Source organism: Synechococcus sp. UW86, from assembly GCF_900474085.1.
GTDB lineage: Bacteria > Cyanobacteriota > Cyanobacteriia > PCC-6307 > Cyanobiaceae > Parasynechococcus.
Genome location: NZ_UCNU01000010.1, coordinates 45,464 through 67,711 on the forward strand (window position 1 = coordinate 45,464; position 22,248 = coordinate 67,711).

At 64.5% G+C, this 22,248-nt stretch carries 22 protein-coding genes and 2 pseudogenes; 14 read left to right on the forward strand and 10 right to left on the reverse strand.

The features are described from left to right. The first annotated feature begins 38 nt into the window (after nt 1–38). Nucleotides 39–2,663 (forward strand): DNA gyrase subunit A, encoded by a 2,625-nt coding sequence (gene gyrA, locus DXY04_RS05470; protein WP_115161326.1) that lies wholly within the window; start codon nt 39–41, stop codon nt 2,661–2,663. 2 nt (nt 2,664–2,665) lie between these two features. Next, entirely contained in the window at nt 2,666–3,904 is a 1,239-nt protein-coding gene (crtL, locus tag DXY04_RS05475) for a lycopene beta cyclase (protein WP_115161327.1), read from the forward strand. Between the two features lie 81 nt (nt 3,905–3,985). Here crtL and DXY04_RS05480 read toward each other — a convergent pair whose 3' ends face one another. After that, a complete protein-coding gene (locus DXY04_RS05480; RefSeq protein ID WP_115161468.1) occupies nt 3,986–5,581 on the reverse strand; it encodes a glycoside hydrolase family 57 protein in 1,596 nt (531 codons plus the stop codon). A gap of 109 nt (nt 5,582–5,690) precedes the next feature. On the opposite strand from DXY04_RS05480, the gene DXY04_RS05485 reads away from it, so the two are divergent. Then, nucleotides 5,691–7,313: a 2-isopropylmalate synthase gene (locus tag DXY04_RS05485; RefSeq protein WP_115161328.1), complete on the forward strand. Its 1,623-nt coding sequence runs from the start codon at nt 5,691–5,693 to the stop codon at nt 7,311–7,313. Between the two features lie 10 nt (nt 7,314–7,323). Continuing rightward, entirely contained in the window at nt 7,324–8,148 is an 825-nt protein-coding gene (locus DXY04_RS05490) for a carbohydrate ABC transporter permease (RefSeq protein WP_115161329.1), read from the forward strand. On the opposite strand, the gene DXY04_RS05495 is transcribed toward DXY04_RS05490, so the two are convergent. Continuing rightward, complete coding sequence (locus DXY04_RS05495) at nt 8,065–8,379, reverse strand: hypothetical protein (protein WP_115161330.1); 315 nt, start codon at nt 8,377–8,379, stop codon at nt 8,065–8,067. The genes DXY04_RS05490 and DXY04_RS05495 overlap by 84 nt on opposite strands. 61 nt (nt 8,380–8,440) lie before the next feature. Between DXY04_RS05495 and DXY04_RS05500 the strand changes: the two genes are divergently transcribed. Further along, entirely contained in the window at nt 8,441–8,686 is a 246-nt protein-coding gene (locus DXY04_RS05500; protein ID WP_115161331.1) for a Nif11-like leader peptide family natural product precursor, read from the forward strand. Nucleotides 8,687–8,728: 42 nt separating this feature from the next. On the opposite strand, the pseudogene DXY04_RS12450 reads toward DXY04_RS05500, so the two are convergent. Both DXY04_RS12450 and DXY04_RS05510 read right to left on the reverse strand, forming a co-directional pair. Then, nucleotides 8,729–8,938, reverse strand: a pseudogene (locus tag DXY04_RS12450) (hypothetical protein). Between the two features lie 70 nt (nt 8,939–9,008). Further along, nucleotides 9,009–9,455, reverse strand: coding sequence for a hypothetical protein (locus DXY04_RS05510; protein ID WP_115161332.1), 447 nt, complete (start codon nt 9,453–9,455; stop codon nt 9,009–9,011). 90 nt (nt 9,456–9,545) lie between these two features. On the opposite strand from DXY04_RS05510, the gene DXY04_RS05515 reads away from it, so the two are divergent. From DXY04_RS05515 to DXY04_RS05530, 4 genes are all read left to right on the forward strand, one after another. After that, nucleotides 9,546–9,794 (forward strand): hypothetical protein, encoded by a 249-nt coding sequence (locus DXY04_RS05515; protein ID WP_115161333.1) that lies wholly within the window; start codon nt 9,546–9,548, stop codon nt 9,792–9,794. After that, nucleotides 9,794–10,096 (forward strand): MTH1187 family thiamine-binding protein, encoded by a 303-nt coding sequence (locus DXY04_RS05520; RefSeq protein ID WP_115161334.1) that lies wholly within the window; start codon nt 9,794–9,796, stop codon nt 10,094–10,096. Before DXY04_RS05515 ends, DXY04_RS05520 begins: the two co-directional genes overlap by 1 nt. 82 nt (nt 10,097–10,178) lie before the next feature. After that, entirely contained in the window at nt 10,179–10,667 is a 489-nt protein-coding gene (locus DXY04_RS05525) for a hypothetical protein (RefSeq protein ID WP_115161335.1), read from the forward strand. 8 nt (nt 10,668–10,675) lie between these two features. Then, the gene (locus tag DXY04_RS05530) at nt 10,676–11,281 is read left to right on the forward strand and encodes an RluA family pseudouridine synthase (RefSeq protein WP_244278591.1); all 606 of its coding nucleotides are present in this window, start codon (nt 10,676–10,678) and stop codon (nt 11,279–11,281) included. 29 nt (nt 11,282–11,310) lie between these two features. Here DXY04_RS05530 and DXY04_RS05535 read toward each other — a convergent pair whose 3' ends face one another. Continuing rightward, nucleotides 11,311–13,401 (reverse strand): HDIG domain-containing metalloprotein, encoded by a 2,091-nt coding sequence (locus DXY04_RS05535; protein WP_115161336.1) that lies wholly within the window; start codon nt 13,399–13,401, stop codon nt 11,311–11,313. 70 nt (nt 13,402–13,471) lie between these two features. Between DXY04_RS05535 and folD the strand changes: the two genes are divergently transcribed. The 5 genes and pseudogenes from folD to DXY04_RS05560 all read left to right on the forward strand — a co-directional run bounded on the left by folD (nt 13,472) and on the right by DXY04_RS05560 (nt 17,927). Next, nucleotides 13,472–14,353 carry a bifunctional methylenetetrahydrofolate dehydrogenase/methenyltetrahydrofolate cyclohydrolase FolD gene (gene folD, locus DXY04_RS05540; protein WP_115161470.1) on the forward strand — a complete coding sequence of 294 codons (882 nt, stop codon included), beginning with the start codon at nt 13,472–13,474 and terminating at the stop codon, nt 14,351–14,353. 8 nt (nt 14,354–14,361) lie between these two features. Then, nucleotides 14,362–15,039: pseudogene (locus tag DXY04_RS05545) on the forward strand (TIGR02466 family protein). Between the two features lie 40 nt (nt 15,040–15,079). Then, nucleotides 15,080–15,970: a geranylgeranyl diphosphate synthase CrtE gene (gene crtE / locus DXY04_RS05550; protein ID WP_115008653.1), complete on the forward strand. Its 891-nt coding sequence runs from the start codon at nt 15,080–15,082 to the stop codon at nt 15,968–15,970. Further along, nucleotides 15,967–16,479, forward strand: coding sequence for a divergent PAP2 family protein (locus DXY04_RS05555; RefSeq protein WP_115161337.1), 513 nt, complete (start codon nt 15,967–15,969; stop codon nt 16,477–16,479). Before crtE ends, DXY04_RS05555 begins: the two co-directional genes overlap by 4 nt. Continuing rightward, nucleotides 16,476–17,927, forward strand: a complete 1,452-nt coding sequence (locus tag DXY04_RS05560) for an ATP-dependent RecD-like DNA helicase (RefSeq protein ID WP_115161338.1) — start codon at nt 16,476–16,478, stop codon at nt 17,925–17,927. The genes DXY04_RS05555 and DXY04_RS05560 overlap by 4 nt, the downstream gene beginning before the upstream one ends. A gap of 1 nt (nt 17,928) precedes the next feature. Here DXY04_RS05560 and DXY04_RS05565 read toward each other — a convergent pair whose 3' ends face one another. The 5 genes from DXY04_RS05565 to DXY04_RS05585 all read right to left on the reverse strand — a co-directional run bounded on the left by DXY04_RS05565 (nt 17,929) and on the right by DXY04_RS05585 (nt 22,206). Further along, nucleotides 17,929–18,603 (reverse strand): GAP family protein, encoded by a 675-nt coding sequence (locus tag DXY04_RS05565; RefSeq protein WP_115161339.1) that lies wholly within the window; start codon nt 18,601–18,603, stop codon nt 17,929–17,931. 127 nt (nt 18,604–18,730) lie between these two features. Beyond that, nucleotides 18,731–19,114, reverse strand: a complete 384-nt coding sequence (locus tag DXY04_RS05570; protein ID WP_115161340.1) for a hypothetical protein — start codon at nt 19,112–19,114, stop codon at nt 18,731–18,733. A 115-nt stretch (nt 19,115–19,229) separates the two neighbouring features. Beyond that, a complete protein-coding gene (locus DXY04_RS05575; protein WP_115161341.1) occupies nt 19,230–19,583 on the reverse strand; it encodes an acylphosphatase in 354 nt (117 codons plus the stop codon). Continuing rightward, on the reverse strand, nt 19,478–20,905 hold the full coding sequence (locus DXY04_RS05580; RefSeq protein WP_115161342.1) for a cobyrinate a,c-diamide synthase: 1,428 nt from the start codon (nt 20,903–20,905) through the stop codon (nt 19,478–19,480). Before DXY04_RS05580 ends, DXY04_RS05575 begins: the two co-directional genes overlap by 106 nt. A gap of 14 nt (nt 20,906–20,919) precedes the next feature. Continuing rightward, entirely contained in the window at nt 20,920–22,206 is a 1,287-nt protein-coding gene (locus DXY04_RS05585) for a glucose-6-phosphate dehydrogenase assembly protein OpcA (protein ID WP_115161343.1), read from the reverse strand. Nucleotides 22,207–22,248 lie beyond the last annotated feature (42 nt).

Genomic DNA, 22,248 nt, shown 5'->3' on the forward strand with positions numbered 1-22,248 from the left:
TGTCCGAGATAGACTGACAAAGGACGTCTGATGCACGTATGACGGATTCTGTGGGGCCTGGAGGCGGCGGTCCCGGCGATTCCGACGATCGGATCATTCAGACGGACCTGCGCAACGAGATGTCGCGCTCCTATTTGGAGTACGCGATGAGTGTGATCGTGGGTCGGGCCCTGCCTGATGCCCGCGATGGCCTCAAGCCCGTGCATCGCCGGATCCTGTACGCGATGTACGAGCTGGGCCTCACCAGCGACAGGCCATACCGCAAGTGCGCCCGTGTGGTGGGCGAAGTGCTCGGCAAATATCACCCCCACGGCGACACCGCCGTGTACGACGCCCTGGTGCGCATGGCCCAGGACTTCTCGATGTCGATGCCCCTGATCGATGGGCACGGCAACTTCGGTTCGGTGGACAACGACCCGCCGGCGGCCATGCGATACACCGAATCGCGGTTGCGGGCGCTCACCACCGACAGCCTCCTGGAAGACATCGAGGCGGAGACCGTTGATTTCGCCGACAACTTTGATGGCTCCCAGCAGGAGCCCACGGTGCTGCCGGCGCGGATCCCTCAGCTGCTGCTAAATGGCTCGGCGGGCATCGCCGTGGGGATGGCGACCAACATCCCGCCCCACAACCTCAATGAATTGATCGACGGGTTGCAGGCGCTAATCGCGAACCCCGAGATCACCGATCAAGAGTTGATCCAGCTGATCCCTGGCCCGGACTTCCCCACCGGCGGTCAGATCCTGGGGCGCGAAGGCATCCGCGAGACCTACCTGGGTGGCCGCGGCTCGGTGACCATGCGCGGCGTGGCCAACATCGAAACGATCGAGGCACCAGGGCGGCCCGATCGCGATGCGGTGATCATCACCGAGTTGCCGTATCAGACCAACAAGGCCGCGTTGATAGAGCGCATCGCAGAGCTGGTCAACGACAAGAAGCTTGAGGGCATCTCCGACATCCGAGACGAGAGCGACCGCGATGGCATGCGGATCGTGGTGGAGCTGCGCCGCGATGCCTACCCGCAGGTGGTGCTGAACAACCTGTTCAAGCTCACCCCGCTGCAGAGCAACTTCAGTGCCTACATGCTGGCGCTGGTGAACGGTGAGCCGATCCTGCTCACCCTGCGCAAGATGCTCGAGGTGTTCCTCGACTTCCGCGTCGAGACGATCGAGCGCCGCACCCGCTACCTGCTGCGCAAGGCGGAAGAGCGTGATCACATCCTGCTGGGCCTGCTGCTGGCCCTTGATCAGCTCGATCCGATCATTGCCTTGATCCGGGCTGCACCCGACACGGCCACGGCACGGCAACAGCTGCAGGATCGCCATGGCCTGTCCGACATCCAGGCCGACGCCATCCTGCAGATGCAGCTGCGTCGCCTCACTGCGCTTGAAGCCGACAAGATCCGGCTCGAGCATGAGGATCTGGTCACCAAGATCGCCGACTACAAGGACATCCTTGGCCGGCGTGAGCGGGTGTTCGGGATCATCCAGAGCGAGCTCGGTCAGCTGCAGGAGCGCTACCCGACGCCCCGCCGCACCGAAATCCTCGACCTCGGCGGTGGCCTCTCCGACATCGACCTGATCGCCAACGAGCGGTCGGTGGTGCTGCTCACCGAGACCGGCTATCTCAAGCGGATGCCGGTGAGTGAATTTGAGGCCACCAGCCGTGGCACCCGCGGCAAGGCCGGCACCCGCAGCCAGGGTGAAGATGCGGTGAAGCTGTTCATCAGCTGCAACGACCACGACACCTTGGTGCTGTTCAGCGACCGCGGTGTGTCGTATGCCCTGCCCGCCTACCGCGTGCCCCAGTGCAGCCGTGCGGCCAAGGGAACGCCGGTGGTGCAGCTGCTGCCAATTCCCCGGGAAGAAGCGATCACCACATTGATTCCGGTGTCGGAATTCAGCGACGACACCGACCTGGTGATGCTCACCCGAGGTGGCTTCATCAAGCGCACCCGCCTTTCGGCCTTCAGCAACATCCGCTCCAATGGTCTGATCGCCATCAACCTGGAGGAAGGCGATGCCCTCACCTGGGTGCGCCTGGCCGTGCCCGGCGACAGCGTTTTGATCGGCTCCAAAGCGGGGATGACCATCCACTTCCGCCTCAGTGATGAGGAATTGCGGCCCCTGGGGCGTACGGCCCGCGGCGTGCGGTCGATGAACCTGCGCGAGGGCGATGCCCTGGTGAGCATGGATGTGCTGCCGGTGGAACTCGCCGATCAGGTGGCCGCCAGCGCAGACGATGAAGAGGATGCCGCCAGCGAGGGCCCCTGGGTGCTCGTGGCGTCGGCTTCGGGTCTGGGCAAGCGGGTTCCGGTGACGCAATTCCGTCTGCAGAAGCGGGCCGGCATGGGTCTTCGCGCGATGAAGTTCCGCACCGACTCCGACGAGCTGGTGGGGCTGAGTGTGCTCGGTGCCGGTGAAGAGTTGCTGCTGGTGAGCGAGAAGGGGGTGATCGTGCGCACCAGCGCCGATGCCATTCCACAGCAGTCCCGTGCTGCTACGGGGGTGCGTCTGCAGAAGCTCGACAAGGGCGACCGGCTTCTGAAGGTGGTGCTGGTGCCGCCGGAAGCCGAGGACGATTCCGCTGACGACACGTCGAACGACAGCGAATCGAGTGACACCGAAGCGGCTAACACTGAAAACAACGCTCAGGACAGCTGACCTTGGCTGAGCCGGTGGATGTGCTGGTGCTGGGGGGCGGTCCTGCTGCCCTCTGCATCGCTTCGGAACTGAACAAACGGGGTGTGGCTGTTGCGGCCATTGCCCCGGATCCGGTCGACGATCCCTGGCCCAACACCTACGGCATCTGGGCCGATGAACTTAAAGCGGTGGGGCTTGAGCAGCTGCTGGAGCACCGCTGGAGCGACACCGTCAGTTATTTCGGCGAAGGTGGCTCAACGGCTCAAGATCAGAGCCATGCCCACGGGATCGACTACGGCCTGTTCGATCGGGCGGCCCTGCAGCGCCATTGGCTGGAGCGGGCTGAGTGTGTGGTCTTTCATCAAGACATCGTTGAGCGGGTGGACGAGAATGGTGCAACCACCAACGTGTATTGCGCATCAGGAACCACCCTGCAGGCGCGCTTGGTGATTGATGCCTCCGGCTCGCGCACGCCTCATATTCGCCGGCCGGATCAGGGGCCGGTGGCGGGCCAGGCGGCTTACGGCGTGGTGGGGCGTTTCTCCAAACCGCCGATTGAGCCGGGCCGGTTTGTGTTGATGGACTACCGCTGTGATCACCTCAGCGAGGAGCAGCGCAGCGAACCGCCCACGTTTTTGTATGCGATGGATTTGGGCGATGGAATGTTCTTCGTGGAAGAGACTTCGCTCGCCTTGGCGCCAGGGGTCCCCTACGACGTGCTCAAGCAACGGCTCCAGCAGCGCCTCGATCTGCGCGGCGTGGAGATCACCGAGGTGATCCACGAAGAGTTCTGCCTCTTTCCGATGAATCTGCCGTTGCCGGATCGCAACCAGCCGGTGCTGGCGTTTGGTGGTGCAGCGAGCATGGTGCACCCGGCCTCGGGCTACATGGTGGGATCGCTGCTGCGGCGGGGTCCGGATCTAGCACAGGCCATCGCCGAAGCCATCGCCAATCCGAGACTTGGTTCAGCGGCCTTGGCCTATCGGGGTTGGCAAGCGCTCTGGCCGATCGAATTGGTGCTGCGCCATCACCTCTATCAATTCGGTTTGGGCCGCTTGATGGGCTTCAACGAAGCGTTGTTGCGCACCCACTTCGCCACGTTCTTCTCCTTGCCGAGGGAGGAGTGGTTTGGCTTCCTCACCAACACCCTGCCGTTGCCGCGCTTGATGGGGGTGATGCTGCGCTTGTTTGCACTATCCCCCTGGGAGTTGCGGCGGGGGCTGGTGCTGGGGGCGGCACCGAATCAAGCTCCGCGGTTTTGAGATCCGTTCAAGAAAGATCCGATCCCCCAGTTAAGGGAGTTCTGAGCATCTACGCCTCCCTCGGATGAGGGAGGCGTTTGTTTATGAGTTGGGTGCAGAAGGCTGTGCCGTGGGCTGCAACGGAGCCCAGTCCAGAGGTTGAATCAGCGGGAACAGGCGGTCGTCAGTCTGCACCTCTTCGAGCCAGCCCTCCGGCAGCTCGGTGGTGCCATCGATCGCCTGCATCAGCTGCCAGAAGCGGCCCAGGTGGCGTTGCACCCGTTCTTTGGCCAGTTCGGTGGTGGTGCCGGCTCGGAGGATGAAGCTCCAATCCGATGACTGCGCCAGCAACAGCTCTCGTGCCGCCTGCTGCAGCCACTGCATCGCCTGCTCGCTGCCCACGCCGCGGCTGCAGCGCTGCACCATCGCGGCGCTGGCCTTTTCCCATTCGGGGATTATCCAGGCGTTGCTGTCATTCAGCCAGTAGTCGTGATAGCCCCCTTGCCCCCAGCTGGAGGGGCAGGGATCGCAGAGCTGCAGCTTGCCAACGTTGTTCAGCACATCGCGCAGGCGGGTGAAGCTCACCCCTTCCTGAGGTGCCTGTTGGAACAGCTGGCTGAGAAAAGCCGGCCCTTCAAACCACCAGTGGCCAAACAGTTCGGCATCGAAGGGGGCCACCAGCAGGGGCGAAACGTCCATGGCAGCGCTGAGCTGATCCAGTTGCCGCCGGCGGCCCTGCAGGTAATCGGCGGCGTGCTCTTTCACCCGTTCAGCCGCCACCCCCGGTTCATAGGGGCGTTTGCGGTCCAACGGAGCGCTGTGATCGGTGACCCGATGCAGCTTCAGGCCGAGCGGGCGCGGCTGGTCCAGCCCCAGGGGCTTGAGCTCTTCGACCGGCAGGTCCCAGCCCAGATCCCGGTGGAACTCCCGGTAGTGGGGATCGCCGGGGTAGCCGTCCTTGGCCGACCACACCGGCAGCGTGGCGTCACTGTCGCGCCCGAAGAAGGCCACCCCATTGCGGCTGCAGATCGGGGCGTACACCCCATAGCGGGGCCTGGGCCGGCCGTGCAGCAACCCATGGCCATCTAGCACGGCATAGCGCAGCCCCGCATCGCGCATCCAGCGATCCAGGCCCTCGTAATAGGCACATTCCGGCAACCAAATCCCCAAGGGGCGTTCGCCCACGAGGCGTTGGTGTTCCCGCACCGCCGTGCGCAGTTGCCCGCGCACCGCTTCCGGGTGATGGCGCAGCAGGGGCAGGTAGCCGTGGGTGGCGCCGCAGGTGAGTAGGTCCACCACCCCCAATCGCTGCAGGGCGGCGAAGCGCTGGATCAGATCGCCGTCGCAGCTCTGCCAGGCCCGCCGGTGCCGCTCGATCGTGGCCGCCAGGTGCTCGGCGCCTGCGCGCAGGGATGGATCGGCCTTCGGCAGGAGATCCAGCCGTTCGTTCAGCCAGTCGGGGAAGCGCTGCTTGAGGTCTTGATCGCTGAGCAGCGACAGCAGCGTCGGCGATAGGCCGATGGTGAGCTTGGGCTGCTGGTGGGGGTCGGCGCTGGCTATCTCCAGCGTTTTCAGCAGCGGCAGATAACACTCGATCAGGGCCTGGAAAAACCAGTCCTCCTCCAGGGAGCCAGGTTGTGCCGACCGCACGTAGGGCAGATGGGCATGCAACACCAGGGCGACAGCGCCTTTGGTCACGAACAAGCCCAAACGGTGGCTGAATTTAATCCGATTCCCCCTCGGGGGCTGAACTAAGATGGGTTAACTCATAGTCATTCCGACTAAGACCTCCGCTGGAGCCCCTTCCATGGCCAAGGACCCCGGTCGCGTCCTGATTTTTGACACCACCCTGCGGGATGGTGAGCAGTCGCCCGGGGCGAGCCTCAACCTGGAGGAAAAGCTGGCCATTGCCCAGCAGCTGGCCCGGCTCGGTGTGGATGTGATCGAGGCGGGGTTCCCCTTCGCCAGCCCCGGTGATTTCGCTGCTGTGCAGCGGATCGCCCAGCAGGTGGGTGGCGACAACGGCCCGATCATCTGTGGCCTGGCCCGTGCTTCAAGGGCCGACATCAAGGCCTGCGCCGATGCCGTGGCGCCAGCCCCGCGTCGCCGCATTCACACCTTCATCGCCACCAGCGATATCCACCTCGAGCACAAGCTGCGCAAGAGCCGTGCCGACGTGCTTGGCATCGTTCCCGAGATGGTGGGCTACGCCCGCTCTCTTGTGGAGGATGTTGAGTTCTCCTGCGAAGACGCCGGCCGCAGCGATCCGGAGTTCCTTTACGAGGTGATTGAGGCGGCGATTGCCGCGGGTGCCACCACGATCAACATCCCCGACACCGTCGGCTACACCACCCCCTCGGAGTTCGGTGCGCTGATCGCGGGCATCAATCAGCACGTGCCCAACATCGGCGATGCCGTGATCTCGGTGCATGGCCACAACGATCTCGGCCTGGCCGTGGCCAATTTCCTTGAGGCCGTCAAGAACGGTGCCCGTCAGCTCGAATGCACGATCAACGGCATCGGCGAACGGGCCGGCAATGCCTCCCTCGAGGAGTTGGTGATGGCGCTGCATGTGCGGCGGCGCTATTACAACCCCTTCTTTGGCCGGGATGAGGACAGCCCCACACCGCTCACGGCTGTGCGCACCGAAGAGATCACCAAGACCTCACGGCTGGTCTCCAATCTCACCGGCATGGTGGTGCAGCCCAACAAGGCCATCGTTGGTGCCAATGCTTTCGCCCATGAATCCGGCATCCACCAGGACGGCGTTCTCAAGAATCGGCTCACCTACGAAATCATCGACGCCCAGACGGTGGGCTTGTCCGACAACCGCATCTCCCTCGGCAAGCTGAGCGGCCGCAGTGCCGTTCGCGCCCGACTGGAGGAGCTGGGCTACGACCTCACCCGTGAGGATCTCGATGAGGCCTTTGCCCGCTTCAAGGAACTCGCCGATCGCAAGCGCGAGATCACCGACCGTGATCTGGAGGCGATCGTCAGCGAACAGGTGCAGCAGCCGGAAGCCCGCTTCCAGCTCAAATTTGTTCAGGTCAGCTGCGGTAGCAGCCTGCTCCCCACTGCCACCGTCACCCTTTCGGATGAAGAGGGCAGTGAAACCACCGGCTCGGCAGTGGGCACCGGTCCGGTGGATGCCGTCTGCCGTGCCTTGAATGATCTCGCGGGTGTGCCCAATGAATTGATCGAGTTCTCGGTCAAGTCGGTCACCGAGGGCATCGATGCCATGGGCGATGTGACCATTCGCCTGCGCCGCAACGGTGCGCTCTATTCCGGTCACGCTGCAGACACCGATGTGGTGGTGGCGGCGGCGATGGCCTTCGTGAATGCCCTCAATCGCTTGGTGGCCGGAGAAGAGCGCCAGTCATTGCATCCGCAGAAGGATCCTGTTGTTCTGGAGACCCGACCGACGCTCTAGAGCCGACGCCATGCGCACCTCCACCGCCCGGGTTGTTCAGCTGGTGCTGCTGATTCTTTTGGCGCTGCTGGTGCTCACGCCCTTGCTCTGGTTGGTGAGCACCTCGCTCAAGGGCCCGGCGGAAGACATCTTCAGCAGTCCACCGGCGTTGCTGCCCGCCCAGCCGAGCCTCGATGCCTACGTGCGGCTGTTTCAGGACAATCCCCTCACCACCTATCTGTTCAACAGCACCGTGGTGAGTGGCCTGGCGGTGCTGGCCAACCTGCTGTTCTGCTCCCTGGCTGCCTACCCCCTGGCCCGGCTGCGCTTCGCCGGCCGGGGCCTGGTGCTGGGCCTGGTGGTGGCCACGATCCTGATCCCGTTTCAGGTGGTGATGATTCCGCTGTATTTGCTGATGGTGCAGCTGGGCCTGCGCAACACCCTGTTGGCCCTGGTGATTCCCCAGGCGGCCACCGCCTTTGGCCTTTATCTGCTGCGCCAGAGCTTTTTGGGTGTTCCCAAGGAGCTGGAGGAGGCGGCACGCATCGATGGCTGCAGCCGCCTGGGGGAATGGTGGAACGTGATGATTCCTGCCGCCAAAGCCGATCTCATCACTCTGGCGATGTTCGTGTTCATCGGCACCTGGAGTGATTTCCTCTGGCCGCTGGTGATCCTCGACGACCCGTCCCTCTACACCTTGCCTCTGGGGTTGCAGCAGCTCTCCAGCAGCTTTTCCCTGGATTGGCGGATCGTTGCCGCTGGCTCGGTGGTGTCAATCCTGCCGGTGTTGGTCGTGTTCGTGCTGTCGCAGCGCTTCATCCTGCCCAATGCCAGCGGGGATGCTGTGAAGGGATGAAGCGGCCGAGGTGCGCATGGCCGAGAAGGCATCCATGCGTTCCTGCATCACACCCATCTGTTGGCTGAGCAGCTCACTGTGGGCGCGGTTCGGTGTGCGCTCCTCCAGCTGATCGATCCGCTCCTGCAGAGCATGGATGCGTTGGTTGTGCTGCCGCAAACCCTGCAGCAGGGTCACCACCAGAACACTCACCAGCGCCAGGCTGCCGCAGCTGATCAGTTTCAACAGCATGCGACCTCCCCACTTGGGCTGATGCTGACTTCAATGGGGGCACGCAACAAGTGGTGCAGGGATGTCTCTCGAGGATCTGGATCGGTTTCTCACGCTTCGCGACAGCGACCCTGATCTGGCCAAGGCCCTTGCGCAGCCCATGGATCTTGAGCGGTTTCTCGTGCTCGCTGCCGAGCACGGCTTTGCCCTGAGTGAGGCGGATGTCTTCGCGGCACAGCAGCGCGAACACCAGGCGCGAACGGCAGCTGAGCTTCAGCAGGATCAAGCCGCCGAATCACGCCGCCTGCGCAATTTCATCCACGGCTGATCGCCACCACGTTTCAGTTCACAGAACAGTTCACAGATCCAGTCACTGATCCAGCTTCACCACGTCCGGTGTTTCCCCGAGCACTTCGCCGATCGAAAGGGCGTGGTTCACGGCACCATCGTGGCTGTGAAAGATCCAGGCTTTGTCGAGGGAGGGTTAGCTCTCGATGCGTTGGTTCACCACATTGATGCAGAGATAGCCGCCTTCCGAGCAGGATCTCAGCACATAGCGTTCGGCGTGTTTGGTGAACATTGGCTGAGAGGGCTATCTCTTCTGGCTAGCGGTGCGTTTCGGTGGCTCCGCTCGTTCTGCGGAATTGCTTTTAGTTTTCTTCCTTGAGGGTTAAGAGGGTTTGTTGTTGCCAGCCCAACCCCATGGGCGCAGCAAAGCGGCTTTGATGCCCGCCCTCCCTGAACCAGGGGGTGCTGAGGGCCTCGATCTCCAGTTCGTCCGGGTTGAGCGACCAGGTGTCCTGCAGGTAGCGGCGCAGCTGCTCCGGCTCGGGCGGATGGGGTTGTTGCCAGTGCACCACGGCCAACTGCCCCGGCCGTGAGCGGAGAATCGCCAGGCGGTGATTCGGATCACCATCGTTGGCGGGCTGAATCGATTCCTCCAGCCGCTCATCGCAGACGTAAAGCCGCAGCGGAGCACTGCCATCGGCCTGGGGAAGTGGATATTTGTTGAGATACAGGGCCCGTGCTTTTTGAAACGCTGCCCCCGGAGCCTTCACCATCAAGGCGTTGTAGGCCTGCTGCAGCTGTTCACTCATGCCCTTTGCGTCCCGTTGCTGGCTCCAGTGTGGGAATGCCGCTGGGTCGGGACCATGGGAAGATGGTGACACTTCCGGGATTGGACTGCGATGGCCAAGCATCGCTCCCGCTACCGGTTGGTTGGCCTCGACGGTCAGCCGCATCCGGTGCTCGACGCCCCTTACGACACGTTGGAACTGGCCATCGCCGATGCCAGCGATTGGTGCACGGGACAAGGGTCCCGCTGTTCCATGGGTCAGCAGGGCATTGCGGTTGAAGTGCGAACCGACAGCGGCAGTTGGCGCACCATCGACTACCCCGTCAGTTGCTTGAGCCGATCCAGTTCGATGCCGGGCTGATGTGGGTCAGCGTTGACCTCTGCGTGGTGCCGATCGGTGTGGGCGTCAGCCTTTCGCCCTACATCGCCGCCTGTGAGCGAGTGATCGCCGCCACGGGCCTGACCCACCAGCTGGGTCCCAATGGCACAGCGATCGAAGGCCCGTGGGACGAGGTGATGAACTGTGTGCGGGCGTGTCATGCCGAGTTGCACGGCATGGGAGCCCCGCGTCTTTACACAACGCTCAAGCTCAACACCCGCACCGATCGGCAGCAGTCGTTTGCTGAGAAGGTCACGTCCGTGGAGCAGCTGCTTGACGACTGAAAATCTGTAGAACTTCGGTGGGAATCAAGCCGGCTTGAGCCGATCTTGAGACCAATGAGATTGTTCTGTGGTCCCTGGCTTGATGGGTCGCCGTTTCAGGGCTGCGCTGTTGGTTCTGCTGGTGTTGCAGCTCACGGGCAGTGCTGTTCAAGCCTCAAACTGGGATCGCATCGCCAGTTACCTGCGGCTGCTGCAGCGGGCGGGCGTGAAGGCCCTGGTGGCACCCGACTGCCCTTTGGGCTTGCTTGGGGCCTTCCATGAGGGCAAGCAGGCCCTGTTGATGTGCGGCAACAACCTGCCTGACGATCCCGCCGTGGTTTGGGTGGTGCTGGCCCATGAATCAGCCCATGTGATGCAGTCGTGCCATGGCGGCAACCTGATGCCGGCGGCCTTGCTCAGCCGTGAGGTGGAGCTGGCCCGCCAGCAGGAGCCCAATCCTTTTCATGAGTTGCAGCTGTATCACTCCAGCCAGCATCACGTTGAGGCGGAAGCCCGGCTGATTCAGGCCCTGCCCGCGGAGCAGGTGGTGGCCTTGTTTGAAAAACACTGCGCCCAGCGGCTCTCCCCTTGAAGCTGCTGATGCGGGACCCGTGGCTGATGGCGGTCGACAAGCCCGCCGGCCTGCTGAGCCAACCGGGCCTGGGGCCCGAGCAAAGCGATTCCGTGATCACCCGCCTGCAGCGGCAGGACCAAAGCCTGCGCCTGGTTCACCGCCTGGACCGCGACACCTCTGGGGTGCTGCTCTTGGCCCGAAGCGCTGACGCCCTGCGCCGCCTCAGTGCCCTGTTTGCTGAACGGCGGATCAACAAGCTGTATCAGGCGGATGTGGAGGGGGAACTCCACGGCCGCGGTTGCATCGCCAGCCCGTTGGCGCGCCTGTCGCGCCAACCGCCGCGCTACGGCAGCCACCCGGAGGGACGTCTGGCGCTGACGATCTGGAGAGCCCGCGCCGCTGGTGCCCGCAGCACGCGGCTCTGGCTGCGTCCGCTCACGGGGCGCTCCCATCAGCTGCGGGCCCATCTGGCCGAACGGGGTCACCCCATCGTGGGCGATCCCATCTATGGGGATGCCGGCTGGTCCTGCCGCTTGCATCTGCATGCCCAGGCCCTGAGCTTTCGCCATCCCTTCACCCAGGTGCGTGTCCGTTTGATCGCGCAGGAGGTTCCCTTTGTCACTGAGTGCTGAACTCGTGAGTGCTGAACTAGACGCTGCGATCAGCGTCGGGCGGGGATTGGATAGGGGATGCGGCGGTGGCGCATCCGCCGCCATACCTGCACGAAGGCACGAATCACCAGTTCCACTTCGCTGCGGTTGAGGCTGCTTTTGCGCAGTTGTCCATCCCGCTGCCGCGCTTCCACAATCCGCCGCACCGTGTCCACCGCCTGGGCATCGGAGGTGTCGGGGGGGAGTGATCGAAGCGCCGCTTCACAGCCGTCGGCCAGCATCAGGATCGCCGTTTCTTTGGAGCGGGGTGCCGGGCCCCGGTAACGGAAGCGGCGCTCCTCAACGACTCCGCCGCGCTCCTGGGCCTTGTGCAGGAAGTAGCCCATTTTCAAGGTGCCCTGGTGCTCAGGGATGAAATCGGCGATGGGCCGGGGCAGGCGGTGGCGCCGCGCCAGCTTCAGGCCCTCATCCACATGGGCTTGAAGCACTGCCGCACTCGCCTGGGGGTCATCCAGCGCGTCGTGGGGATTGGGGCCGTCCTTCTGGTTCTCAATGAACCAGTCCGGTGCATGCAGCTTGCCCACGTCGTGGTACAGCGAGCCGGTCCGGATTAGATCCACATCCGCACCAATTGCCCGCGCCCCTTCCTCCGCCAGGCCGCAGATCATCAGGGTGTGTTCAAAGGTTCCCGGGGCTTCGCAGGAGAGGCGGCGCAGCAGGGGGCGCTCCTGATCAGCCAGTTCCAGCAGCCGCGCCCGGGTGAGCAGGCCAAAGGAGCCCTCGAGCATCGGGATCAGCAGAAGGCTGAACATCAGCAGAACACCGAGCACAAAGGAATCGGTGGCCAGTTCATCCAGGCTTGGGTTCAGATTTCCCCAGAGCCGCAGGCCGGTGATCGGTTGCAGCTGCAGCAGCAGCCACTGCCCCACAAAGGCGCCAATCGGCAGCAGCACCGTGAGTTGCAGCAACTGGCCGCGGCTGCGCTGACGACCTGCGATCAAGGCCCCAGCGGCGGCCACCGTTGCCGCCACGATCAGGCGACCGTCCCCCAAACCCTGGACGGGTTCTGGCCAGAGCAGAGCGGCCACCCCCATCCAGACCAAGCCGCAGCCGGTGCCGAGGCCTTCCGCCAGCACCAGGGTGGGTGCCACCAGCACGGCCAGAGGGCTCACGGAGCTTTTGAACCAGAGCTTGGCTCCCTGCACCAGCAGCAGCAGGCCCACCGCCAGCAGCGCGTGGCGCACCTCCAGGCCAGGCCGTTCACGCCGCATCACCAGCAGCATCACGGCGCAGGCTGCAGCGGCTTCAACGAACCGTTGGAACCAGATCAACGGTTGGGGTTCGCGGCGCACGCGGCCGAAATAATCCAGCACGTCGTAGGCCTGGGGACTGATCAGCTCACCCTTGCGGGTGATCAGATCCCCCTTGCGCACCTCGATGGTGGGGATGGCCTGTTTGGTCAGCTGTTCCTCGATCAGCTGTTTGCTCAGGTTCGGGTCGGTGCGCAGGTTGCTGCTGCCGCGCATGGCGCTGGTGAGCACCTTGCCGGCCAGGGTGCGCGCCGCCTCTGGCTGCAGGGCAACCGCCTTGAGTTGCTGGTCGGCGGCCTTGCGCAATTGCTCAATGGCCAGGTTGCTCACAAGCCCTTGGCTGAGCATGCGATCAGCGGTGCTGAGCACCGCTTTATCCCAGGCCAGATGCTCCCATTCGCTGCGTCGTTCCAGCCACCTTTTCTCTTGATCAGACAGGTTCACCGGCCCGATCCGGTCTCCGGATCCGGTGTTGGTGACCTCCTGCAGTTGCAGCAGTTGTTGCTCGAGCCGTTGTTTGAGTGCTTGGGTCTGCTCCTGATCGATCACCTGCACCACCGATCGCGCCACCAGCGAGGCCCGCTGCTGCTCGAGGGCGGTGCTGTCCTGCACCAGGGCATCTTTTGGAGCGATGGCTTCAAACGGGGCCAGCGATCCGGGTTGAAGTTTTGGCTTGATCAGCCAGGGCAGGCTTGAGGCTGCGGCCACGGAAAGGCACAGCAGCAGCACAACAAAGGTCTGCAGTCGCGTCCAGCGCAGCAGGCGTCGCCCTGGGCCTTCGAGCCGCACCCAGTTCCGCCAAAGGCTGCTCAGCCGTGGAACACGAACCAAAAAGGACCCTGTAGCGGCTTAACGCTAGCTCTCCTCAGAGGGCATGCTGGAGGGAGTGCATGGGAATGCCATGGCCCTGCGTTTGGACGGCAAGGTGCTGGCAAGGGATGTGGAGCATCGTCTTCAAACCCTGATCGAACGACGTCTGGCCGAGGCGGGGCGACCGCCGGGCTTGGCGGTGCTGCGGGTTGGTGATGATCCCGCCAGCGCCGTTTACGTCGCCAACAAGGAAAAAGCCTGTGCTCGGATCGGGGTGGCCAGCTTTGGTGATCACCTCCCCGGCGACACGCCTCCAGCGCAGGTGCTTCAGACGATTGAACGGCTGAATGCCAACCCTGCAGTGGACGGGATCCTCCTGCAGTTGCCCCTTCCTGCTGGCCTCGATGAGGGGCCGCTGCTGATGGCCATTGATCCTGAAAAGGATGCCGATGGTCTGCACACCCTCAATCTCGGACGGCTGCTCAAGGGGGAGCCGGGCCCGCGCAGCTGCACCCCCGCCGGGGTGATGGCGATGCTGCGCAGCAATGGCATCGATCCTGCGGGCAAGCGCGCCGTGGTGATCGGCCGCAGCATTCTCGTGGGGCAGCCGATGGCCTTGATGCTGCAGGCCGCCAACGCCACCGTCACCATCGCCCACTCCCGCACGGCCGATCTGGCGGCCCACACCCGCGAAGCCGACATCCTCGTGGTGGCAGCAGGCCGTCCTGAGTTCATCGGGGCCGAGCACGTGCGGCCGGGAGCTGCGGTGGTGGATGTGGGCATCCACCGCAAGCCGGAAGGCGGACTGTGCGGGGATGTTCGTGCGGCTGAAGTCGAGTCGATCGCTGCTGCGCTCTCGCCCGTCCCCGGCGGTGTGGGACCGATGACGGTGACGATGCTTCTGGTGAACACCGTTGTGGCTTGGTGCAGACGCCACAACCTTGACCATGATTTGGACGATCTCGTGCCCTGATCGGTTCCATGGCGCTGCACTGGCTGTTCCCCACCCCCGTTCTGCAGGTGGACCTTGAGCCGGATGCCGCAACAGCCGCAGCCATGCAGCAGCAGCTGGAGCAGTTCGATGCCCAGGTGTATCAGCACCCTGAGTTCAGCGATCGCAACAACCTCACCGGAGATCTGCTGGGCCATGCCGGCCTCGATCAGTTGCATCGCATGGATGCGTTCCAGTGGCTGAACGGGCAGTTGGCTGAGCACGTTTCGGCCTATCTCCATGCGCTGTTGGGCCGGGAGCACGGTCTTGTGGCCCACATCCAGAAGGCCTGGCCTGTGGTGTGTGCGAGGAATGGCGGAACGGTGGATCTGCACAGCCACCGCAACGCCCAGTTGAGCGTGGTGTTCTAGGTGTTGATGGATCCTGCGAACGAGAGCGGGGAGCTGGAATTTGAGGCGCCCGACGATTACTTCAGCCATGTGATGGCGATTCCCTACCGCGATGCGGCGGTTTCCGGTGGTGTGTTTGCGCCGTTACCCCACCGTCTTCTGCTGCTCCCTTCGGACCTGCGCCATCGGGTGCTCCCCTATGAGGGAAGCAGCCCCCGCTATTCGGTGTCCTACGACCTGGCCATCACCACGGCGCCGGGCAAGGGACGCGAGATGCGAACACCCCATCCGATGGATTGGGTTCCCCTCGGCAGCTAAGGGCTCGGCCTGAGAGAATCCCGCCAGCCAGGGTCCACCCATGAGCGCCGAGTTCGATTTCAAGGCCTATCTCGGCAAGGCCAAAGAGCGGGTGGAAGCGGCCCTCGATGGATCGCTCGGTCCGGAGCGTCCGGAGTCCCTCAGGGAAGCCATGCGCTATTCGCTGCTTGCCGGTGGCAAGCGCCTGCGCCCGATTCTCTGCCTTGCCGCCTGCGAGCTGGCGGGCGGGGAAGCGACGCAGGCCCTGCCCACGGCGGTGGCGCTGGAAATGATCCACACCATGTCGTTGATCCATGACGACCTGCCGGCCATGGATGACGACGACCTGCGGCGTGGTCGTCCCACCAACCACAAGGTGTACGGCGAAGCCGTGGCCATCCTTGCCGGTGATGCCCTGCTGACCCGCGCCTTTGAAATGGTGGCGCTGCGCAGTCCGGATGTGCCGGCTGAGCGTCTGCTCAAGGTGGTGGGAGAACTGTCGTTAGTGGCCGGCGCCCCTGGCCTGGTGGGCGGCCAGGTGGTGGATCTGGAAAGCGAAGGCAAGGAGGTGGATCTTGAAACCCTCGAGTACATCCACCTCCACAAAACCGGAGCCCTGTTGAGTGCCTGTGTGATCACCGGGGCGATGATCGGGGGCGCCGATGAGGCGCTGATCAAGGCCCTGCGCACCTACGCCAGGGGGATCGGCCTCGCCTTCCAGATCATCGACGACATCCTCGACATCACCGCCAGCAGCGAGGTGCTCGGCAAAACCGCCGGCAAGGACCTCATCGCCGACAAGACCACCTATCCCAAGCTTCTCGGGCTCGACGAGTCCCGCCGTCGGGCCGATGCGTTGGTCAATGAAGCGAAAGAGGCACTTCAACCCTGGGCTGAGAAGGCGATTCCCCTGCTGGCCTTGGCTGACTTCATCACCAGCCGCGACCGATGATCGACGCCACGCCCTCCCATGCGGTGCTGCGGGAGTTCTTCGACAACAGTTCGCTCACCTGGGGCCTGATGGCCTGTGGCGTCGCCCAGCTCTCGAAATTGTTCCTTGAGTTGCTCCTGCATCGCCGTTGGCGTCCGGCGGTGCTGATCGAAACCGGCGGCATGCCGTCGAGCCACTCCGCCCTGGTCACCGGTACGGCGGCCTGTGTGGGCTGGACCCTGGGCTTTGATCACCCCCTCTTCGCCCTTGCGGCGATGGTGGCGTTCGTCGTCATGTACGACGCCAGTGGCATTCGTCGCGCCGCCGGGCTGACGGCGGAACGGGTCAATGGTCTGCCTGATTCGCTCTGGCCGGACGCTCCGGAGAAACCCCTCAAGGAAAGCCTTGGCCACAGCCGGCTGCAGGTGCTGGTGGGCAGCCTGATGGGTCCCGCCGTTGCTCTGCCTGGTTTGGAATTTGTGGGATCACCGCTGCATCTGCTGTCGGGTCTTGGAGCTGGGCTGGGGTGACCGCTGCCGCGGACCTCACCGCTGATCAGCAGGAAGCGGCGAACGCCTTTGCGGCCTGGCTCAAGCAGCCCGTGGATGGCACGCCCTTCGTGCTCAGTGGTTTTGCCGGCAGCGGCAAAACCTTCCTCTCTATGCGCCTGCTGCGCCAGGTGGAGGCCAGTGGTTTGTGCTGGACCGTCGTGGCACCAACCCATAAAGCGGTGGGCGTTCTGCGCCAGGCGTTGGAGTTGGAAGGTCTCCAACCCACCTGGTATCCCTCCACCATCCATCGCTTGCTGCGGCTGAAGCTCAAGCGCTCCGCCGACGCTGAACTCTGCGAACCCACCGAGCAGACGGCCATGGCCCTGGAAAACCTGGGCCTGGTGCTGATCGACGAAGCCTCGATGGTCGACAGCACCCTGTTGGGCATTGCCCTCCAGTGCGCCCATCCGTTCAAGACCCGTCTGGTGTTCGTCGGCGACCCCGCCCAGTTGCCCCCGGTGGGTGAGCCGAACAGCCCCGTGTTTGCGATGCAACGGTCCTGTTCCGCCAGCTTGACCCAGGTGGTGCGGCATCAAGGCCCGGTGCTGCAGTTGGCGGCGGGGCTGCGGGAGGGGCGCCTGCCCTGCCAGATGCCGCCGCTGCTGCCGCCGATTCGTTCCCCGCAGGGGCAGGTGCGCAGCCTGGTGCAACGGGAGTGGCTGGATCAGGCCAGGCGTGCATTGCGCGACGCCTCGGTGCAAGACAACCCCGATGCAGCACGCATCCTCTGCTACACGAACCGCACCCTGGATCGTCTGGTGCCCCATGCGCGCCGGGCCATCCATGGGGAAATGGCCGATCAGATGCCGGTGCTGCCCGGTGAGGTGTTGATCAGTCGCACCGCGGTGATGGCCCCGGCCTCAAGGGACGGAGAAGAGGCGGGTGAAGAACCCGACATGGTGCTCGGCTCCAACCGCGAAGTCACGGTGCGGGACGTCAAGCCTGAGGCCTGTGACCTGGCGGATTTCGGCCTCTCCTCAGCCGATGGGCCCGTGCCGGTGATCGAGACCCTCTCCGCATCGGTGAATGCGGGGGATCTGGAGCTCACCCTGCGCCTGCAGCCGCCGATTGGCAGCCCGGGTCGTCAGGAGCTTGATGCGGTGATGCAGCGGCTGCGCAAGCAGGCCCGTGATGCCGGCAAGAAAAACGGTCGCGCGATCTGGCGGCAGTACTTCCTGATTCGCGATGCCTTCGCTTCCCTGGGGCCTGCCGCAGTGCTCACGGTGCATCGCAGTCAGGGCAGCAGTTTCGGGGATGTCTTCGTGGCACCGGATGTGTTCCGGGCCGATCCAGCCATCCGCCAGCAGCTCTGTTACGTGGCCGTGTCCCGTGCCCGCACGGGGGTTTGGTTGCTCGGCGGCGAGACGTCGCCTGATCTGCGCGCCACCTGGCAGCGCCAATTCGACACCTCGGTGGATTCCGAGTGAATCAGTTGATCATCAAACCGCTGATGCCCTGCCAGCCCAGATAGGAGCCCAGTCCGAAGCTGAGGCTGCCCACCACCAGCTCCCCCCGACGCAGCAGGGCCGTTTTGCCGTGTTGCAGCAGCGGAAGAACCCGCTCGCGTCCGATTAACACGGCCAGGAACGGAACCAGCAGCAGGGCAGTGGCGGCGGTGCTGAAGCCGATGCTGCAGGCAATCTCCTCCTGCAGGGGCAGTTGCGCAGCCAGGATCACGGCGGCGCTTTTGGCGAACAGCAACAGGTCGTGGGGACTGATCACTTTAGTGACGCTGCTGATCAGCAACAGCAGGGGAAGCGGCATCGCGGCGAAACGATCCACGGCGCCGCTCCAGGCGGGGGCTGCGCCGTCATCCAGCAGCCCTCGGATCAGTTCACGTCCGCCCAGGGCGATCAAGGCTCCGCCGCCGATCAGGTCCAGACCGGTGCGGTGGTCGGACCCATGGGTCATGTCCAGCAGCAGCCCATGGCCCAGCGTCAGCAGCCCGATCACCGCCAGGGCGCTGGTCAGCAGCCAGCCGCCCACAAACAAGCCACCGCGCCGCAGCGGCGAGCCCCCCAGCAGTAGAACGATGTGGATGGGCGACAGCGCCACGCCAAGCCCGTAGGTCAGCAGTTCCGTCCAGATCCGGGGTTCCGCCATGGGCCGTGCTCAGAGCTCGCAGCTCACAGTTGCAGGATCAGGGGCGCCAGGCCGATGCTCACCCCCAAACTCACAACGCCGAGCAGGGCTCTCCAGAAGGCTTTGTATTTGGTGTCGAGGAAGTTGCTCAAGACATGCCAGGGGCTCTATTCGCCAGTTGTGCCATGTAAGGAAAGGTGCGAGGAATCGGGCGGTGCAGCGACCGCAGCGTTTTGTTGTAGTGCACGCCGGGCACAACGCTGTAGCGGCGCCCCAGCACCAGTGCATGGTCCAGATCGGCCTCACAGCTGCGGATGTCGGTCTGCACAGGCCGCGCCTGCGTTGACACCGGTGCAGCGGCGGGAATCAGGGTCGAAAACTGTCCTTCCCTGAGCCGCCAGCTTTGACAGGCGTTGAGGGCTTCTGCCGCGGAATCGAACACCTGCTTGGTGGTTTCCCGTCGCGTGCTCATGGCCTCCATGCCGAGCAGGGGCAGCGCAGTGATCAACAGGACAAATCCGAAGCGGAGCATGCGGCAGGCGCGAAGGTCCTGCTTCAGCCGTAGCGAGATGGGCGGAGCGTGGAGGCCTCCTTCCCAATTTTTTCGCGTCTATGTCTCAGCGCACTTCGTCTCAGCGCACGTCGTCTCAGTAGCGCACTTCGAACCAGTCGTCGCCCGTGATCGGGAGCTGGCTGGGGGTCACCCGAACCACCCGGGCGCCCGGCGGCCCGACCTCGCACCAGGCCCGCAGTTCAGACAAGGCCAGCGGTGGCCCCTCGGCCTGCACTTCCACACGGCCATCACTCAAGTTGCGCACCCATCCGCTGATGCCGAGATCCAGGGCACGCCGATTGCAGCTGGCGCGGAACCCCACACGCTGAACGCGGCCTTCGATCACCCAGCGCCAGCGTTCGGCGAAGGGTTGGATCCGCGGCGGTTGCTGGCGGCTGACGAAGCGCTTGGCGATCGCTTCTCCCCGGCTTCGAGCGCGGCGCGCCATCGGGAGCAGATCGTCGTAGAGCTTGCCCAGTGCAGGTGAACCCAGCTCGCGTGAACCGTCTGATCGACCCATCCTTCCGAATGTCGATGGACTTTCCATCCCTCAATGTCCCACAGCACTGACCTGTCGGAGGACGGCCGGTTGGTGTGCAGTTCCCAGCGGTGAAATTCATGGCCCACCAGCTGCTGACCGCTTTCCACCACAGGGCTGTCCCGTCGTGCCTGCAGGCGGCGATAGCCCACCTGCAGCGGGCCGCGCTGGGCTGTGAAGGGAAGCAGGCCCGCCATGGGGTGGCTGGTGCCATCGAGGTCGGTCAGCTGCTCTCCGAGCACAAGCATCCCGCCGCATTCGGCGTAGAGCGGTCGCTGCTGCACGAACGCCCGCAACGAGCTCAAGCTTCGTGTGCAGCCGCTGAGCTGGGCGGCGTGCTGTTCGGGGAAACCGCCCGGCAGGATCAGGCCCTTGGCGTCTGCAGGGATGGCCTCATCGGCCAGGGGGCTCCAGCGGAGCACGGGCATGCCCATGTGCTCCAGCAGTTCACTGGTTTCCTGATAGCGGAAGTGAAAGGCGGCATCACTGGCCAGAGCCACCGGCAGGGGCTGGCCCTGCTCCACGGGGATGTGGGCCAGGGGATGCGGCCCAGGGCGGGGCGCCTGCAGCAGGGGGACCAGGCGTTCCAGGTTCAGGTGCTGGCTGGCCAGAGCGGCCCAGGCCTGGCGTCGCTGCTCGGGGGCCTCCAATTCATGGGCCGGGGCCAAGCCGAGATGCCGGCCCGGCAGGGCCAGGGCTTCGCTGCGCGGCAAGCAGCCCAGCAACGGCACCTCCATGCGCTCCAGCACGTCGGCCAGCAGCTCCCGGTGCCTGGGGCTGCTGACCTTGTTGAGCACCACGCCGGCGATGCGCAGCTGGGGATCGTGATCGCGGAATCCGCGCACGATGGCGCCGAGGGAGGCGGCCTGACCACCGGCATCCAGCACCAGCACCACCGGCAGGTCCAGCAGGCGGGCCACGTCGGCCGTGCTTCCGGTTGTACTGCTGCCGATGCCATCGAAGAGCCCCATCACCCCTTCCACGAGGGTCAGCTCAGAGGCACCGCCGTAACCGTGAAAGGCCTGGCGAACCCAGGTTTCTCCGCAGAGATTGAGATCGAGGTTGCGACAGGCCTGCCCCGAGGCCTGGCTGAGCAGCTGGGCATCGAGGTAGTCCGGTCCCACCTTGAAGGCCTGGATCCGGCGTCCGTTCTGCTGGGCCCAGCTCAGCAGCGCCAGGCTCAACAGGGTTTTGCCGCTGCCACTGGCTGGTGCAGCGATGACAGCGGCCATGGCTCAGATGCGGATCAGCCCAGCAGCCTGGCAGCCAGCGGAGCCGCAGCGGCCAGCAGGGGATTGGTGCTGTCGTGACCGCCGCCCAGCAGACGGGCCACATCCATTTCAGGGGTGTCGTGCTGCACGGGAACCACTTCCTCATGCAGCTCGAGGTTGGCCATGCCTCCTCCCTCCAAACGCATGCAGCCCCCGGATTCAGCGCAGAGAATCACGCACACGCCCTGGCCGTTCTCCGGTTCAGCGATCAGCCGCAGCCCCACCATCTGGCCGGCGTGCACGTTGGGCTGAGCGACTGGCACGGCCATCAGTTGGAAGCGCACCTCGGTGCCATCGGAGCGCTTGAACTGGGCGGTGGTTCCGTTTTCGACCGCAGCGGTCGAGAGCAGCGTCCAGCCCAGTCGATCGGCGATCCAGGCGGCCAGCAGCAGCCCCTGGGCAGGGTGATGGCCCTCAACATCGATGTCGAGACGGGTGATGTGGCTCAGGGCATCACGCCGTTGCGGCGGGTCGAACACCATGGCCAGGGTCTCGCGCCAGCTGCGCAGGCGCAGCCAGTTGAGATCGTTCACCGCCTGGCCGCTCTCCACGCGGTGACGTAGAAGCTCAAGGCACTGATGTGGATCCCCCAGCGCGGTGTCGATGATCAGGCGCCGTGGTGCGCTGGTGAGCCGTTGCATCAGCTCCGGTGCTTCGTCGATGCAGCCGTTCCACCAGACCCAGGCCGGCATCGATTCCGGCAGCAGGGGGTCGAGAATCGAAAAGCCCTCATGCAGGGCGCCATGGCCGCCCCGCAGCACCACCACATCGCCGCAGGCGGCGGTACCACCGCCTTCTTCAGGCAGCGGGCAGTAGGCGGCCACGAGTGTTTCCAGGGGCTGGGCCGCATCGATGGTGGGCGCCAGGGTGATCAGGCGCCGGGGCATCAGTGCACTCAGGGCTGGGTCGATGTACTGCCCACGCAGGTCTTCGGCGTTGGCTTGCCCTTCCAAATCAGCCACCGCCTTCACCACAGCCCCATCCAGGGGCGGCGTGCTCAGCGGGAGGTCTGCATCCAGCACCGCCTGACGTCCCGCAGCAATCAAGGGGGCGGACTGCTGTCCCGTGATGGGGCCTGATAAACGACCACTGCGGATCAATTGCTGTTCGGCCCAGGCGGGTTGCCAGATCAGCAGGCAGAAGGTGTTGGCCCCCGTGCCCGTGCTGCCCTGCTGCTCGGGGGACCAGAGCTGTTCGAGGTAGTGGGGTACCTCCGCCGGTGCCAGTTCGAGCGGGGTTTGCAGGGTGAGCTGAGGGGACATGGTGACGGATGAACGAGACGTGGAGAGCTGAACAACAGGGCT

Coding starts and splice junctions, on each gene's coding strand:
- gyrA (WP_115161326.1), top strand. CDS start 39: ATGACGGATTCTGTGGGGCCTGGAGGCGGCGGTCCCGGCGATTCCGAC.
- DXY04_RS05485 (WP_115161328.1), top strand. CDS start 5,691: ATGGCCAAGGACCCCGGTCGCGTCCTGATTTTTGACACCACCCTGCGG.
- DXY04_RS05490 (WP_115161329.1), top strand. CDS start 7,324: ATGCGCACCTCCACCGCCCGGGTTGTTCAGCTGGTGCTGCTGATTCTT.
- DXY04_RS05495 (WP_115161330.1), bottom strand. CDS start 8,379: ATGCTGTTGAAACTGATCAGCTGCGGCAGCCTGGCGCTGGTGAGTGTT.
- DXY04_RS05500 (WP_115161331.1), top strand. CDS start 8,441: ATGTCTCTCGAGGATCTGGATCGGTTTCTCACGCTTCGCGACAGCGAC.
- DXY04_RS05510 (WP_115161332.1), bottom strand. CDS start 9,455: ATGAGTGAACAGCTGCAGCAGGCCTACAACGCCTTGATGGTGAAGGCT.
- DXY04_RS05515 (WP_115161333.1), top strand. CDS start 9,546: ATGGCCAAGCATCGCTCCCGCTACCGGTTGGTTGGCCTCGACGGTCAG.
- DXY04_RS05520 (WP_115161334.1), top strand. CDS start 9,794: ATGTGGGTCAGCGTTGACCTCTGCGTGGTGCCGATCGGTGTGGGCGTC.
- DXY04_RS05525 (WP_115161335.1), top strand. CDS start 10,179: ATGGGTCGCCGTTTCAGGGCTGCGCTGTTGGTTCTGCTGGTGTTGCAG.
- DXY04_RS05530 (WP_244278591.1), top strand. CDS start 10,676: ATGCGGGACCCGTGGCTGATGGCGGTCGACAAGCCCGCCGGCCTGCTG.
- folD (WP_115161470.1), top strand. CDS start 13,472: ATGGCCCTGCGTTTGGACGGCAAGGTGCTGGCAAGGGATGTGGAGCAT.
- crtE (WP_115008653.1), top strand. CDS start 15,080: ATGAGCGCCGAGTTCGATTTCAAGGCCTATCTCGGCAAGGCCAAAGAG.
- DXY04_RS05555 (WP_115161337.1), top strand. CDS start 15,967: ATGATCGACGCCACGCCCTCCCATGCGGTGCTGCGGGAGTTCTTCGAC.
- DXY04_RS05565 (WP_115161339.1), bottom strand. CDS start 18,603: ATGGCGGAACCCCGGATCTGGACGGAACTGCTGACCTACGGGCTTGGC.
- DXY04_RS05570 (WP_115161340.1), bottom strand. CDS start 19,114: ATGCTCCGCTTCGGATTTGTCCTGTTGATCACTGCGCTGCCCCTGCTC.
- DXY04_RS05575 (WP_115161341.1), bottom strand. CDS start 19,583: ATGGCGCGCCGCGCTCGAAGCCGGGGAGAAGCGATCGCCAAGCGCTTC.
- DXY04_RS05580 (WP_115161342.1), bottom strand. CDS start 20,905: ATGGCCGCTGTCATCGCTGCACCAGCCAGTGGCAGCGGCAAAACCCTG.
- DXY04_RS05585 (WP_115161343.1), bottom strand. CDS start 22,206: ATGTCCCCTCAGCTCACCCTGCAAACCCCGCTCGAACTGGCACCGGCG.